Origin of the sequence: Qipengyuania sp. S6317L1 (assembly GCF_023015615.1) — a bacterium.
Lineage (GTDB): Bacteria > Pseudomonadota > Alphaproteobacteria > Sphingomonadales > Sphingomonadaceae > Erythrobacter.
The window spans coordinates 247,985-262,373 of record NZ_JALKAJ010000005.1 but is presented as its reverse complement, the minus strand read 5'-3'; the positions used below and the strand labels follow the sequence as shown (position 1 = coordinate 262,373).

At 58.5% G+C, this 14,389-nt stretch carries 19 protein-coding genes; 6 read left to right on the top strand and 13 right to left on the bottom strand.

All coding sequences use genetic code 11. The features are described from left to right. Positions 1–70: 70 nt before the first annotated feature. A complete protein-coding gene (gene astD / locus MWU38_RS12905) occupies positions 71–1,489 on the top strand; it encodes a succinylglutamate-semialdehyde dehydrogenase (RefSeq protein ID WP_247272218.1) in 1,419 nt (472 codons plus the stop codon). Between the two features lie 295 nt (positions 1,490–1,784). Then, a complete protein-coding gene (rarD, locus tag MWU38_RS12900; protein WP_247272591.1) occupies positions 1,785–2,696 on the top strand; it encodes an EamA family transporter RarD in 912 nt (303 codons plus the stop codon). On the opposite strand, the gene pyrC is transcribed toward rarD, so the two are convergent. Beyond that, positions 2,693–3,730, bottom strand: coding sequence for a dihydroorotase (pyrC, locus tag MWU38_RS12895; protein ID WP_247272217.1), 1,038 nt, complete (start codon positions 3,728–3,730; stop codon positions 2,693–2,695). The genes rarD and pyrC overlap by 4 nt on opposite strands. Positions 3,731–3,797: 67 nt before the next feature. Between pyrC and MWU38_RS12890 the strand changes: the two genes are divergently transcribed. Continuing rightward, a complete protein-coding gene (locus MWU38_RS12890; protein ID WP_247272216.1) occupies positions 3,798–4,685 on the top strand; it encodes a hypothetical protein in 888 nt (295 codons plus the stop codon). After that, complete coding sequence (locus MWU38_RS12885; RefSeq protein WP_247272215.1) at positions 4,682–5,407, top strand: folate-binding protein; 726 nt, start codon at positions 4,682–4,684, stop codon at positions 5,405–5,407. The genes MWU38_RS12890 and MWU38_RS12885 overlap by 4 nt, the downstream gene beginning before the upstream one ends. 3 nt (positions 5,408–5,410) lie before the next feature. On the opposite strand, the gene MWU38_RS12880 is transcribed toward MWU38_RS12885, so the two are convergent. The 4 genes from MWU38_RS12880 to rplU all read right to left on the bottom strand — a co-directional run bounded on the left by MWU38_RS12880 (position 5,411) and on the right by rplU (position 7,552). Continuing rightward, the gene (locus MWU38_RS12880; protein ID WP_247272214.1) at positions 5,411–6,019 is read right to left on the bottom strand and encodes a helix-turn-helix domain-containing protein; all 609 of its coding nucleotides are present in this window, start codon (positions 6,017–6,019) and stop codon (positions 5,411–5,413) included. Positions 6,020–6,054: 35 nt separating this feature from the next. After that, positions 6,055–6,633: a GNAT family N-acetyltransferase gene (locus tag MWU38_RS12875; protein WP_247272213.1), complete on the bottom strand. Its 579-nt coding sequence runs from the start codon at positions 6,631–6,633 to the stop codon at positions 6,055–6,057. Between the two features lie 214 nt (positions 6,634–6,847). Then, positions 6,848–7,117, bottom strand: coding sequence for a 50S ribosomal protein L27 (rpmA, locus tag MWU38_RS12870; RefSeq protein ID WP_247272212.1), 270 nt, complete (start codon positions 7,115–7,117; stop codon positions 6,848–6,850). 12 nt (positions 7,118–7,129) lie between these two features. After that, entirely contained in the window at positions 7,130–7,552 is a 423-nt protein-coding gene (gene rplU / locus MWU38_RS12865; protein WP_247272211.1) for a 50S ribosomal protein L21, read from the bottom strand. Positions 7,553–7,787: 235 nt separating this feature from the next. Between rplU and MWU38_RS12860 the strand changes: the two genes are divergently transcribed. Together MWU38_RS12860 and MWU38_RS12855 are read left to right on the top strand one after the other, a co-directional pair. After that, on the top strand, positions 7,788–8,294 hold the full coding sequence (locus MWU38_RS12860) for a hypothetical protein (protein WP_247272210.1): 507 nt from the start codon (positions 7,788–7,790) through the stop codon (positions 8,292–8,294). Further along, the gene (locus MWU38_RS12855; RefSeq protein ID WP_247272209.1) at positions 8,291–8,980 is read left to right on the top strand and encodes a Crp/Fnr family transcriptional regulator; all 690 of its coding nucleotides are present in this window, start codon (positions 8,291–8,293) and stop codon (positions 8,978–8,980) included. Before MWU38_RS12860 ends, MWU38_RS12855 begins: the two co-directional genes overlap by 4 nt. Before the next feature lie 37 nt (positions 8,981–9,017). Here MWU38_RS12855 and MWU38_RS12850 read toward each other — a convergent pair whose 3' ends face one another. The 8 genes from MWU38_RS12850 to thrC all read right to left on the bottom strand — a co-directional run bounded on the left by MWU38_RS12850 (position 9,018) and on the right by thrC (position 14,308). After that, positions 9,018–9,458, bottom strand: coding sequence for a hypothetical protein (locus MWU38_RS12850; protein ID WP_247272208.1), 441 nt, complete (start codon positions 9,456–9,458; stop codon positions 9,018–9,020). A 77-nt stretch (positions 9,459–9,535) separates the two neighbouring features. Further along, positions 9,536–10,006, bottom strand: a complete 471-nt coding sequence (locus MWU38_RS12845) for a molybdenum cofactor biosynthesis protein MoaE (RefSeq protein ID WP_247272207.1) — start codon at positions 10,004–10,006, stop codon at positions 9,536–9,538. Between the two features lie 6 nt (positions 10,007–10,012). Then, positions 10,013–10,255, bottom strand: coding sequence for a MoaD/ThiS family protein (locus MWU38_RS12840; protein WP_247272206.1), 243 nt, complete (start codon positions 10,253–10,255; stop codon positions 10,013–10,015). 5 nt (positions 10,256–10,260) lie between these two features. Then, positions 10,261–11,310 carry a GTP 3',8-cyclase MoaA gene (gene moaA, locus MWU38_RS12835; RefSeq protein ID WP_247272205.1) on the bottom strand — a complete coding sequence of 350 codons (1,050 nt, stop codon included), beginning with the start codon at positions 11,308–11,310 and terminating at the stop codon, positions 10,261–10,263. After that, entirely contained in the window at positions 11,303–11,614 is a 312-nt protein-coding gene (locus MWU38_RS12830) for a Rossmann fold domain-containing protein (protein WP_247272204.1), read from the bottom strand. Before MWU38_RS12830 ends, moaA begins: the two co-directional genes overlap by 8 nt. 17 nt (positions 11,615–11,631) lie before the next feature. Further along, entirely contained in the window at positions 11,632–12,015 is a 384-nt protein-coding gene (locus tag MWU38_RS12825; RefSeq protein WP_247272203.1) for a dihydroneopterin aldolase, read from the bottom strand. Between the two features lie 12 nt (positions 12,016–12,027). Next, a complete protein-coding gene (locus tag MWU38_RS12820) occupies positions 12,028–12,915 on the bottom strand; it encodes a class I SAM-dependent methyltransferase (protein ID WP_247272202.1) in 888 nt (295 codons plus the stop codon). After that, positions 12,908–14,308 carry a threonine synthase gene (thrC, locus tag MWU38_RS12815; protein WP_247272201.1) on the bottom strand — a complete coding sequence of 467 codons (1,401 nt, stop codon included), beginning with the start codon at positions 14,306–14,308 and terminating at the stop codon, positions 12,908–12,910. The genes MWU38_RS12820 and thrC overlap by 8 nt, the downstream gene beginning before the upstream one ends. Between the last annotated feature and the right edge of the window lie 81 nt (positions 14,309–14,389).

Below are 14,389 nucleotides of genomic sequence, written 5' to 3'. Positions count from 1 at the left end.
TAGCGCGATGGTCCCCCGCCAGAGGATTGGGACGCTGCGGACATGATTAATAGATGATAAGCGAGACGCTGTGAGCGAAACTGAGCTGGTTTCATACTCTCCGGCAACCGGGGAAGAGGTTTGGCGCGGGCTCCACGATGATGTGGGCGAAGCGGTGAGCCGGTCGCGCCGCGCCTGGCCTGCATGGGCCGCCACCTCGCAAGGGCAAAGGATTGAACTTGCTCGCCGCTTTGCCAATGAAGTGCGGACAGATGCGGAAGACATCGCGGTTCAGATCGCAAAAGAAACCGGCAAACCCTTGTGGGAAGCGCGCACGGAAGTCGACGCAGTCATCGGAAAGATCGAAATCTCAATCCAGGCCTATGCCGAGCGCACAGGCCGCAAGAAACGCGACGGCGCGCTGCAAGGCATCACCGCTGTAAGGCATAAGCCGCACGGGGTTATGGCTGTGCTTGGCCCATACAATTTCCCCGCGCATCTGCCCAATGGCCACATGGTTCCCGCTTTGATTGCCGGCAATACCGTGCTTTTGAAGCCATCAGAAAAAGCGCCAGGCGTTGCGATGGCCTTGCTCGAATGCTGGAAGCGATGCGGTTTGCCAGAGGACGTGGTTCAGGTTGTGATCGGCGGGCCCGAAGAAGGCGCTGCCCTGGTGGCCCACCCGGGCGTCGACGGGGTTCTCTTCACCGGTTCGGCACAAACAGGCATCGCTATCAACCGCAAGCTGGCGAGCAATCCGGGAAAGATCGTCGCGCTCGAAATGGGCGGCAACAACCCGATTGTTGTGACCGACACCCCCTTGATCACGGATGCCTGCGCCCTGATCATTCAAAGCGCCTTTACCACCGCTGGTCAGCGTTGCACCGCAGCGCGCCGATTGGTCGTGGTCGACAGCATGTATGATCCGCTCATGGCCGAGCTTATCCCTCTTGCACGCAAGATCCATGTCGATGAACCTTTTGCCGATCCGCAACCTTTTATGGGCTCGGTGATCGACAACGAAGCGGCCGAAGGGATCACCGAAAGCTTCGTGACTTTGATGACGGCAGGCGGCAAGCCATTGCTGCCAATGCGCAGGCTGAAGCCGCAAGAACCCTTCGTGACACCCGGAATTCTCGACACGACCGACATTCCCGACCGCCCCGACATCGAATTATTCGGACCGCTGCTTCAGGTCATCCGAGTGCCCGATCTCGATGCAGGGATCGCAGAGGCAAACAACACGCGCTTTGGTCTTTCGGCATCGCTTATCGGTGGATCACCCGACGATTACAGCCGTTTCTGGGCAAACACGCGGGCCGGCATCATCAACTGGAACCGGCCGACCAATGGAGCGTCTTCCGCCTCGCCATTTGGCGGGATCGGCTTGTCGGGTAACCACCGTCCTGCTGCCTATTACGCAGCTGACTATTGCGCCTATCCGGTCTCCAGCAATGAGATGGAGCAGCCCCGCGCGAACATCGCCATTGGGCTCAAGAAAGACAACTGAAACGCAAGCCGGAAATGAAAACGCCTTCATACCGCTGTTGGTATGAAGGCGTCTTCCACGGCTGGTGGTGCCGTGCCCGGGCCGGTGGTGGAAGTGGCCCAAGAACGTAAAAGAGCGCAATTTGATAAGGTGGGAGAGAGGCGCTCTCGTATTGTGCGTTCATATATAAAGCGATTGACCTGAACGAACTGGGAGCGGTCAGTTAGCTGGCGTTCAGGATGTGCTTCCGTTCACGAGTTTGGCCGCAAGATGCGTCTCTTGCGCACGCCACTGGCGAGGCCTAGGTGCGGCGATGATGAACGATGCCCAATCTCCAACAGAGCAGCCCTCCGGCCTGCCCCATGCATTGGGCGCTTACATCATCTGGGGCTTTCTACCGCTTTACATACTCTTGGTGTCGAGCGTGCCACCGTTCGAGTTTGTGGGCTGGCGCATCATCTGGACCCTACCCTTGTGCCTTCTGATCGTTGCTGTTCGCCGTCAGTTTGGGGAACTCAAGCGCGCCTTTGCATCGCCAAAGACCATGCTCGCGCTTTTTGCGAGCGCAGCGCTGATTGCGGCCAACTGGTTCATTTACATCTGGGCGATCATGCAGAACCAGGTCTATGCCGCGAGCCTTGGATATTATCTCAATCCGCTGTTGAACGTTCTTCTCGGCACGCTTTTTCTGGGTGAGCGCCTCGGCCGTCTTCAATGGCTTGCGGTTACAATCGCGGCGGGCGCGGTTGCAATGCTGTCCGCAGGTGCGCTGACCACGCTATGGATCAGCCTAAGCCTCGCATTCAGCTTTGGCCTTTATGGTATTGTGCGAAAACAGGTGAACATTGGTGCCCTGCCCGGCCTCACAATCGAAACGTTAATCCTGATCCCGGTCGCCGCTGGCATTGTCATTTGGTATGCCGCAACCCCAGAAGGTTCGACCTTCGGCAGGACGGTTGGACTCAGTGTTCTGATGGTGTTTTCGGGCGTGGTAACGGCGATCCCGCTTTTGCTGTTCGCGATTGCCGCGCGGCGGATGCCTTACTCCACCTTGGGATTTATCCAATACCTTGCGCCAACAATCGTGTTTCTGCTCGGTCTGTTCGTCTTTGGTCAACAGCTTCGCACGGTGCAGCTTGCAAGCTTTCTGCTGATCTGGACCGCGATTGTGATCTTTGTCGCGGACCTGTGGTGGCGCGGTCGCAAGCCGCGTCCTATCCGGGCTTAACCCACGAAGCGCCAGCTGATGGTCTGGCCGCCGTGCCAAGGGACGATAGTGGACCCTGCAATGGGAAGCTCTGTTGGCACCTCGTGATCGACGCGCTCGAGGGTTACCGTCTCCTCATTCACCGGCAGGCCATAGAATGCAGGGCCATGGAGCGAGGCAAAGCCTTCGAACTTGTCGAGCGCGCCTTCCTCATCGAAGACAGTCAAATAGCTTTCGAGCGCGAACGGCGCGCCGAAGATACCGGCACATCCGCACGAGCTTTCTTTGTCACCTTTGAAATGCGGAGCCGAATCGGTGCCGAGGAAGAACTTGGGGTTGCCCGAAGTCGCCGCTTTACGAAGTGCCAGACGGTGCTCTTCGCGTTTCGCCACTGGCAGGCAATAATTGTGCGGTTGGATGCCCCCCACCAGCATTGCATTGCGATTGATGTGGAGGTGCTGCGGAGTGATCGTCGCGCCTACATTGGGGCCGCTTTCGAGCACAAAGTCCACCGCATCACTGGTTGTGATATGTTCGAAAACAACCTTGAGATCGGGGAAATTTGCGACGATATCGCGCAGATAACGTTCAATAAATTCCGCCTCTCGGTCGAAGACATCGATGTCGGGGCTGGTGACTTCGCCGTGGATACAAAAAACGATGCCCTCATCGCTCATCCGTTGAAGCACGGGGTAGATCTTGCGCACATCGGTGACGCCGTGGGCTGAATTGGTCGTCGCATTGGCCGGGTAGAGCTTCGCCGCGGTAAACACCCCCTCTCTGGCTCCACGCACCAGGTCTTCGGCATCGGTTTCATCAGTGAGATAGCACACCATCAACGGCTCAAACCGAGTGCCTTTCGGGACCGCAGCCAGAATACGATCGCGATATGCCCTCGCCATGTCAGTCGTCGCTACCGGCGGGGTAAGGTTCGGCATCACAATCGCCCGCGCAAACTGCCTCGCCGTGTAGGGCACCACGCCGCGCATAACATCGCCGTCCCTGAAATGGAGATGCCAGTCATCGGGGCGGCGGATGGTAATGCTGTCTGTCATGGTTGATCCGCATAACGAGGGGCACCGGGGGTTTCCACCCCCTTATCATCACCCTATTGCTTCATCCATGACGACCATCGGATTTCTCGCTTGCGAGACCACCCTACCCGGCTCCACTGCACGGCGCGAAGACGCGTTCGAGCATGATCTCATGATCGCGGCCATTCAGCCCGCCTTTGCTGCGCGTGGCTGGACCCTCAAGGTCATTGACTGGGAAGCGCCGATGGACGCCTTCGCAAATGCCGATCTCGTGATGATTGGCTCTTCGTGGAACTATTGGGACAAGGTCGAGAAATTTCTAGCAAAACTCGAAACACTTGAAGCCGCTGGCATCAGGGCCTGCAACGCAGCTGAGATTGTTCGCTGGAACATCCGCAAGACTTATCTCAGCGAACTTGCTGAACGCGGCGCATCGACCATACCGACCTTGTGGCTCGACCAGATGAATGCCGAGGATGCGAACGCGGCGATGGACGAATTTTCTTGCGACAAGATCGTGGTCAAACGTCAGATCGGCGGAGGTGCAGAAGGGCAGGAGATGCTTGAGCGCGGCCAGGTCGCTGATGATTGGAGCTTCACCCACAAGGCCATGATCCAGCCCTTCCTCCCTTCAATCGCGCAAACCGGAGAACTCAGCCTGCTCTTCTTCGGCGGTATCTACAGCCACTGCGTGCGCAAGCTGCCTCGGGCGGGCGATTATCGCATCCAATCGCTCTATGGGGGCACCGAGGTGTCCTATGAGCCGACCGACGAAGAAAGGGCGCAAGCCGCTGCGATTATTGCCGCCCTTCCTTTCGAAGCACCGCTCTATGCGCGCATTGATATGCTCGCAAACGAGAGCGGCACGCTTTTGCTTATGGAAGCCGAGCTTATCGAACCCTATTTATATCCCGAACAAGGGCCCCGTATGGGTGAGACCCTAGCCGCGGCGATTGCAAGAGAGCTGGAAGTATGAACGCTACCCACCTGAAATCCCGTAACATTATTCGGATGCGCGCCGATGACCCGAACGAAGCCGTGCGCGGCTTCCTGCAAGGGCTCGTCACCAATGATGTGAGCGGTGAGCTTCCCGTTTACGCTGCGCTCTTGTCGGCGCAGGGCAAAGCCATGTTCGATTTCTTCGTATGGGCAGAAGGGCAAGACATCCTGCTCGATTGTGAGGCGGCAGTAGCCAACGATCTTGTGAAGCGTCTTTCGCTTTATCGCCTGCGACGCAAGATCGCGATTGAGCGGGATGAATCCCTCTTCGTCCATTGGTCAGGCGACAACGTTGAGGGTGCGGTTGCCGATCCTCGTTTGTCCGAACTCGGCTACCGCTGGATTAGCGATGCGCCGGGCACGCCGGTCGACGATGCCTACCTTGCACATCGCCTTTCCCTTGGCGTGCCCGAGGGGCAAGGCGAGCTTGGCGATATCTTGTGGCTGGAGACGAATGCGGTGGAGCTGTCCGGCGTAAGCTTCGAAAAAGGCTGCTATATCGGCCAAGAAAACACCGCGCGCATGAATTGGCGCCAGAAGGTCAATCGGCGGCTTGTGGTGGTACCATTGGAACAGTCGGACGAGAAACGCCGCAAGGCAGAATATCCCGAGCTGGGCCTTGCGATTGATCACCTTCGCGTTGCCGACCTTGATCCAGCCACCCTGCCCGACTGGCAAGCCGCCGGGATCACAGCCTAGCGATCAGCCGTTGGCGATCGAGCCGTAATACTCCGCCATCGAAGCCTCGAGATTGGCAACCGCCCGTTTGCGCGCGGAATCGCGCGGCAGGCCAAGCGATTTTGCCAAAGCTGCGCCCATCAGAGCGTCTCCCAGTGCGAGCAGAACAAGGCTGAGAGTGTCCTTGTGGACGTGCATGGGGTCTTCGTGATTTCCGGCCTCTTCGGGAGCGATCTCATCAACAAGGGCATGAATCGTCTCAATAATGGGATTGAGCGCATCCTCATTGCCCGTCAGTAGCATCCACGAGGTCAATGCGCCGGCTCCTTCGCGGTCGAACGCATCGAAGGCCAGGTCCACTACCTCATGCGCAGAGCCAAGACCTGCCCGACTTGCGCGCACCGCCTCAATGATCGTTTCGCACACGGTCTTCGCCAAATGCTCCGCCAAAGCTTTCTGAAGGCCCGAAGCCGAGCCGAAGTGGTGGAGCAAATTTGCATGCGTGCGCCCGATGCGAGCGGCAACCGCTTTGAGCGTGACCGATTGTGGCCCCGCCTCAATCAGGAGCGAGCGGGCAGCTTCAAGCGCGGTTTTGCGCGATTCTTCGGGACTAAGGCGTTTTCTGACTGTCATCTAAGCTTGGCAACTAGGCCAAATGCCTCGATGTCTCAAGCTGCGGTTAGATGGGAGTGCCCAGCTTGGAATACAGCCTGCGACGCTCCGGAAGAGGCAGCGCCAAGCTCCCTTGCATATTCCGCTGTCATCGCCGCCTCGCCGCGTGCGCATGAATGCCGCTCAATCACGCGGCCGGTGGGCTCAAAGCCGAGCTTCTGAAGAACGGCGCCAGAGGCCGGATTGTCGAGAAAGTGCGAGCCATAGACCCGAGGATAGCCGAGCATCTGAGCGATGTTGAGCACCGCGTGCCCCGCTTCGGTGGCATAGCCCTTGCCCCAATGGGCACGCGCAATCCAATAGCCGATCTCGATCGCGCCGGGATGTTCAGGATCATGCGCATCCAGGCCGATGCAGCCGACAACCTGCGCATTGTGCGCGGTTGTAATGAGAAAGCGCGGTTTGTCTGGAGCTGGCGGGCTCGAGGCAAAATCGCGCGCATCCTGTTGTGAGTATGGCCAAGGCGCACTCGCCAGGTTTCGCACGACACCCTCATCGGCAATGCCGCCATAGACGGCCTGCCAATCTTCGGGCCAGATGGGCCTAAGCAACAATCTTTCACTGCGATGGAACACGTCTCGTTTCCTCCCTCGCCATGCCTGAATGCCCGTTAGGCCATCAACATGACAGTCTGTTTGCACCGGATCCCAAATCGGACCAGTTGCGAGGGAGAAACGACAAGAGGGAGAACAGGCTCCCCGCTGGCGGGGTGGCCCTTCTCCCTCTAGATTGCCGATTGTTTGATCGGCTAGGACCGCCCCGGTGGACGATCCTTGAAAAATCGTCCGATTATTCGGCTGCTTCCGCAATCGCGTCGACTGACACGTATTTGCGCGCTTGTTTGCCGGTGTGGAATCGCACCACGCCATCTTCGAGCGCAAATAGAGTGTGATCCTTGCCCATGCCGACATTGGTGCCTGCATAGAACTTGGTGCCGCGCTGACGCACGATGATGTTGCCGGCGACGACTTGCTCGCTGCCGAACTTCTTCACACCAAGGCGGCGACCGGCGGAGTCGCGACCGTTACGTGATGAACCACCTGCTTTTTTATGTGCCATGGGTCCTAGTCCTTACTTCTTGTCTTCGGCCTTGGGCGCGGCTTTTTTAGCCGGTGCCTTCTTGGCGGGAGCTTTTTTCGCTTCGGTTTCTGCGTCCTTCTTAGGAGCAGCGGCCTTCTTGGCAGGAGCTTTCTTACCAGCGCCCACGTCAGTGATGCGCAGGAGCGTCATTTGCTGACGGTGACCGGCCTTGCGGCGGTAGTTGTGACGACGACGCTTTTTGAAAACGATCGTCTTCTCGCTCTTTGCCTGAGCGATGATCTCGGCCGAGACAGTCACTTTCGATGCGTCAGCGATAGAATCGCCTTCGCCGGCGAGCAAAACGTCGCCCAAAGTGATTGTGTCGCCGGCTTCCCCGGCAAGCTTTTCAACGGCAATCTTATCTCCAGCGGCAACCCGGTACTGCTTGCCGCCAGTGCGCACGATAGCGAACATGACTAAATACTCTCAATTCTTTGGTTGTCTAAGACGATGCAAAGCACTCGCACCGCTCGGACCACCCAAACGAGTGTTTGGGGACGCCGCTTACAAAAGCAGCAATCGAAGGATGCGTGCCGTTAAGGGAATGGGGCGTTCAAGTCAACGTGTCATTTGCAAGAGATGGCCGCAAATTTGCGATGTGCTGCGTATTTCCCTTTGCTCAATCTGCGTGATATGGCGCTTTGGGATCATGATCAAAGCATATTTTTCTTCTGCAATTGCTTGTATGGCCGGACTGGTCATAAGCGGCTGCGCGGCGCCCGATGGCCGCTACCCTTCCCTTGCCGTGCGCGATGCCGAGCGAGTGAGTGGCGAGTTTACCCCGCAAGCACAACCTACGGGCCTCCCGGTCGTACAGCCGGACAGCGGCCGGATCGACACAGCGATAGCCAGCGCCAAGCAAGCAAATATCAAGTTCCTCTCTCAGAGCGACGAAGTCAGCGCGCTCGTTGCGACATCGCGAGGGACTGGTCAAGAAAGTGATGTGCGCGCACGCGCTCTTGTCGGCGTTGCCAGCCTTACATCCTTGCGGGGGCAAACTGCGAGCGCGCTAAGCCAGTTGGACGCGCTTGAGGCACAGGCGGCAACCAGCTTTGCCGAGACCGGCGCTATCCGCGACGCACAAGCGACGGTCGTTCGCATGCTTTCCGCCCAAGACCAAATTCTCGAAACGCTAACTGGAGAGGATGCCCGATGAACCAAACCTGCGCTGTCTGCCCGGTGAGAGAAAGCGCCGCATGTGCGGTTCTGACCGAAAAAGAGCGCGATGCGCTGGCAGCGGCGGGAAGCACGAGAGTGCTGAAACGCGGCGAGATGCTGTTCGCGGCAGGAGACGAGGAGGCGGCCTGTGCGACGCTGGTGAGCGGCGCTTTGAAAGTGACGGCTTTCGATGCGGAGGGCAATGAGCAGATCCTCAGCCTTATTCATCCTTCCGGCTTTATAGGCGAGCTCTTCAGCCCCTTTGCCCACCATGACGTCGTAGCTCTCACAGAGAGCCAATTGTGCACCTTTGCGCGCAAAGATATCGAACGCGCAGTGAGCGAATATCCAGCGTTGGCGCAGGCACTCTTACGCCGATCTCAGGAAGATCTTCTTGCTACGCGCAGCCTGTTGGAACTGACCGCCCATGCAAGCGCAGAGACGCGGATTGCCGCACTGCTTCATGATTTTGCAGGGGCCGCGAGCCACACCTCTTGCCATATTGCCGACAGCTTTGACCTCCCTCTGACGCGAGGCGAAATGGCCAATATGCTGGGCCTGACGATCGAAACGGTTAGTCGCAAGATGGGCGAGCTTGAAACGATGGGCGCGATCACCCGCAATGGAAAACGCGGGATCGACATTGCCGACCCCGCGCTTTTGAGGGATATTTCCGGGCGCTAAATCCCCTTCTTAGCGCCACTCGTGCGTCAGCCGATCCTCACGAGACCAACGCTGCGATTGTCACAATCGCCATCCCCCACAAAACGATCAGAGCTGGCAGGATAAGCACCTGAACTGCGGCGTCTCGCGGGGCCAGCTTGCCGGTGTTCGTCATAATACCGCGTGATTCGAATTCACCCCAGGTCATCGCCTTGCTGTCATTGCCTTTGAGGCGGGTGAAGATCGCTGGAACACCAAAGCCAGCGACGATGAATCCGGCGAAAATCACCATCGGTATGATGAGAACGGGGTTCATGAATGCAGCTGACATCAAAGCCAGAAACCCCAGATAGCCCGCAACAGTCCCGAAATAGAGCCCTTTGGGAAGATTAAAGCTGCGGTCTATCTCTGCTGCGGGCGACGCAAGATTGTCGACCCTTGGCGCATCGACAATGCGCGCTTTGCCAATATCGAGTTGATGTTTGAGGTGCTCGGCCATTGATCATCTCCTTTGTTGAGACGAGGATTAGGCCGCTTACGCAGAGCCTTCTTTGATCCAGATCAATCCTGTGCGATTTATTCGCTCCAGCGGGCCAGGTCCGCGTAATCATCTGAGCGCGGTTCGATCCAATGCCAGCCATCGGCGCGTTTCTCGCGCTTCCAGAACCAGGCGGCGGCTTTGAGGTGATCCATGCAGAAATCAACCGCATCAATCGCCCCGCGCCGGTGTCTGGCAGCGGCAGAGACGCACACGATAGGTTCGCCCACGCGCATTTTTCCAACGCGGTGAACCATCAGGAGGCCCATGAGGTCAAAACGCTCGATGGCTGAGTCAGCAAGCGTTTCCATCGTAGGAAGCGTAAGCGGTTCGTAATGCGAGAGTTCGAGTGCTTCGACGCCCCAATCATCTTTGGCGTCCTGCCCTTCACCGCCCCGCACTTCGCCAACGAATGTGCAGACGCCCCCAAGCCCGGGATGAGCCTGTGTAAACGGTCCCACAAGCGCACCCGGAATGAACATTTCGGTGAGGAGACGAACGTCTTTCACGTGGCGCTAGCCCCCGCTGACGGGTGGCAGGAGGGCGACTTCATCGCCATCCGAGGCCTGAAGCTCAGTTTTGTCAGACAACACGCGGCCACCGCAGGCGATATTGACGCGTTCTTCCTGCAACTGCGCTGCGATGTCTTCGCCCACCGCTTTGAGCAGCCTCGCCCAATCGAGCGGAGCCTCGACTTGCGTGCTGTCCATACCCGCCATATCGCGCAATGGGCCAAGGAAAATGATTTTGACAGCCATCGCGATCAGCCTCCCGTCATCGACATATGCCGCGGCAAATGCGGCGCTGCTCCGCGCTCATCCATACGGAAATGATGGCGTTCGGGCTTGATCAGCATGGTTTTGTCCAGTGCTGCTGCCAATTGCCCTTGCGGGTCATCGCTACGGAGCGCCGAGCGCAAGTCCACTCGCTCGCCTCCACCAAGGCAGGGGTAAAGCTGGCCTGTCGCCGTCACCCGCAAACGGTTGCAACCATCGCAGAAGTTGCTGGTGTGCGGCGTGATGAAGCCCAGCCTGCCGCCGGTCTCGGCCACATCGACGTAGCGCGCAGGCCCGCCCGATTGGTGTGCATTGTCGGTAAGTGTCCAGCGATCTTCGAGCCGTGCGCGCACATCATTCAAAGGCAGATATTGGTCGAGACGCTCTTCTTCAACGTCGCCAAGTGGCATGACTTCGATGAGGGTCGCATCATGGCCCTCCTCATGCGCCCATGCGATAAGGTCGGGAAGCTCGTCCTCGTTGACGCCCTTGAGCGCCACGGCATTCAATTTGACCCGAAGGCCTGCGTCCTTCGCAGCTGCAATTCCTTGCAAAACCTGCGGCAGCGCATCGCGCCGCGTAAGCCGTTCAAACATCGCGCGATCAAGAGTGTCGAGCGAGATATTCACGCGGCGAACGCCTGCCTTGTAAAGCGCCACAGCATGGCCGGCCAATTGTGTCGCATTGGTGGTGAGCGTGAGCTCTTGAAGCCCTCCCCCGTCCAAATGTCGCCCCAGAGCGGTGAACAGGTCAACAATATCGCGGCGCACCAGAGGTTCGCCCCCGGTGATGCGGATCTTCGTCACGCCGCGTGCGATAAAGCCGGTCGCCAGAGCATACAGCTCCTCAAGCGAGAGCACGTCGCGCTTGGGCAGGAAGGTCATGCGTTCAGGCATACAATAGGTGCAGCGAAGATCGCAGCGATCGGTGACAGAGAGCCTCAGATAGCTGATCGTGCGCCCGAACGTGTCCACCAAAGGCGCAGCTTCATCAGCGAGCTTCAGAACGTCGCGTGTGCGGGTGGCAACCTCAGTCATTCGTCTGACAATACTGCCCCGTCACGCCTTTTGCATCCGCCAAATAACGAAGAAGTTTGTCTTTCTGCGATTCGTCCCCGGCAGCAATCACATTTACTCGGGCAGGCGCACATTCGCGGGCAAGGTCACGCGCTAAAGCTTGGCGCCAATCTGTGTGCTCGTGGCCACCGGGCGGGAGTATGATGACAAGATCGCCTTCACCGCGCTTGGCCAGAGCCGGTCCGAGGTGCTGAGCGTAAAAGTGCGCGCTCGCCTCCAAAGCGTTCGCGGGCAGGTCGCTGGCGTTGTACTCGGCCTGCGTCATGGATCAGTTTGCCACCATTATTGAGAAGGCCGCTCACGGTGAAGGGTAATGCCGATCTTCTCACCCGCTTCGGCAATGGCGAGTTTCACGATCTTCACCGTCACCGCCTGAACCCGCACATCCTGCACGAAGAGCGTTTCGCAAATGTGGTCGCCCACCGCCTCGATCAACTTGAAATGCACACCCTCGGGAAGGCCGTCGGAGGCGGCGTGTTTCAAATCCATATAATTCTTCGACGCATCCAGCGGCGTATCGGGATCATAGTGTTCCGCCACGTCATAGCGCACCTGAATGGTTATGCGCAGAGGCTGCGGCTTGCCGGTTTCTTCGGAGTAGATACCGGTAAGGACATCGACCTCTAGGTCGGCCACTTCGAGAATGAGCGAATCGGTGGTATTCATCGTCTGTCAGCCTTAGCCGGGATTGGACCAGCGTGCGAAGATCGCTGTTGGAAGGAGACGACCGCCCTCGCCTTCTTCGCGCACAGCCAAGTCGCCGTGTTCGATCTGACCGGGGAGGTGTTGAAGCGCCTCCTGCAAAAGACCTGCAATCGCGAGGCTGCTCATGCGCACAGCGTAAACCGTGAGGAAGAGGAAGCGGCTTTCCTTGTCGAGCAGCTTACCGCAATCGCTGACAAGACCTGCCAATCCCTCTTCAATCCGCCAAGTCTCGTTCTTGGGGCCGCGGCCGAATTTTGGCGGATCGAGGATGATCCCATCATAGCGCCTTTCGCGGCGCACCTCGCGCGCGGTGAACTTCGCCGCATCATCGACGAGCCAGCGAATGGGACGATCGTCCATACCTGAAGCGTGCGCGTTATCGCGCGCTTGGGCGACCGACTTTTTTGATGCATCAACATGGGTGACACGGCCGTGGTCAGATAACGCCAAAGTGCCAAGCCCGGTGTAACCGAACATATTGAGCGTTTCGGCGTCGGCACTCTCGCCCAGTTGTCCGCGCATCCAGTCCCATACTGGCGCCATGTCAGGAAAGAATTGCAGGTGTCGGAACGCGGTCGGGGTCGCGGTAAATCGCACATCATTCCACTCCAGTTCCCAGCCATCGGGAACCTCCGGTGACAGGTTCCAACGCCCGCCGCCGTCCTCATCAGAGCCCGGCACGAATTCGCCCGCGGCATCCCATTCGGAAAGGCGCGGTTGCCACATCGCTTGGGGCTCGGGCCGGATAAAGGCATGAGGGCCGAAGGCTTCGAATTTGCGCCCTCCTCCGCTGTCGAGCAGGCGATACGCATCCCACCCGTGGCATTCCATCACCAGTGGTTGCTCGACGAGCTTAGCCATTTGCGCCTGCGTTAGAGAGGACAAAGTCGCGCGCAGAGGCGTAATCGCCGCCAATTTCGACCATGGCTTCTTCGCGTCCGAACAGATCACCGACACGAGATGGCAACGCAGGACGAACGCCCGTGGCGCGTTCGACCGCATCGGGGAATTTCGCCGGATGAGCAGTCGCAAGCGTTACGATTGGCACAGCCGCTCCAAGCTCAGCCTGCTGCGCGGCATGAAGGCCGACACCTGTGTGTGGGTCGATCACCTGCGCGCAGTTGCGATATGCCCACTGAAGCGCGCGGGTCGTCTCTTCCTGATCGGCGCGCCCGCTGGTGAAGAGCGCGGATGCGCCTTCACGCTGGCTATTGGTGAGTTGCATCGCTTTCGATTCTGCAAAGGCACGCATTTGTTCAGCCATGGCACCGCCGTCGCGGCCGCCCACATCAAACAGAAGGCGCTCGAAGTTGGAGCTCACCTGAATGTCCATCGACGGAGTAATCGTTGGCACCGTACTGCCAGCAGAATAGTCCCCGTCCCGAAGAGCGCGGTGGAGAATGTCGTTCACATTGGTCGCAACAATCAGCTGCTCAATCGGCAAACCCATTTTGTGCGCGACGTATCCTGCGAAGATATCACCGAAATTGCCTGTGGGCACGCTGTAGGCAGCGCTGCGATCAGGTGCGCCCAATTGGAGGCCAGCATAGAAGTAATACACAACCTGCGCCATCAGCCGCGCCCAGTTGATCGAATTGACCGCGCCAAGGTTGAGTGTGCTCGTAACGCTCTCATCAGCGAACATCGCCTTCACATGCGCCTGTGCGTCGTCAAAGCTGCCTGCAATCGCCAAATTGTGCACATTGGGTGCGCGCACGGTCGTCATCTGGCGTCGCTGCACATCGGAAACTTTGCCCGAGGGGTGGAGCATGAATATCTCGACCCGGTCGAGTCCTGCCACTGCGCGAATGGCGGCGGAGCCTGTGTCCCCGCTCGTCGCACCAACGATGGTTAGATGTTCGCCCCGGCGTTCAAGAAATGTCTCAAACAAACGGCCCAGCATTTGCAGCGCAACGTCTTTGAAGGCGAGCGTCGGGCCGTGAAAGAGTTCGAGCAGCCAGTGCTGTTCGTTCAATTGCACCAGAGGCGTGACCGCTGCATGGCCGAAATCGCCATAAACTTCGTGGCAAAGGCGCTCCAGCTCATCATCGGCGAGCGAGCCAGCGACAAAGGGCTTCATAACCCGCGCGGCGAGTTCCGGATACGGGAGCCCCCGCATTGAACGGATTTCGTCCTCGGTAAAGCGTGGCCATTCAGTCGGCAGGTATAGCCCGCCATCACTGGCAAGGCCTGCAAGCGTTGCGCCCTCGAAGTCTAACGTGGGCGCGGAGCCTCTGGTGGATATATATTGCATCGTGGAAGAGCGGTTAGCGGGGGGAGCGGAATGGAGCAAGCAAGAAGCCTTTTACATTCGCCACCCTCAACTTGTTTCAGA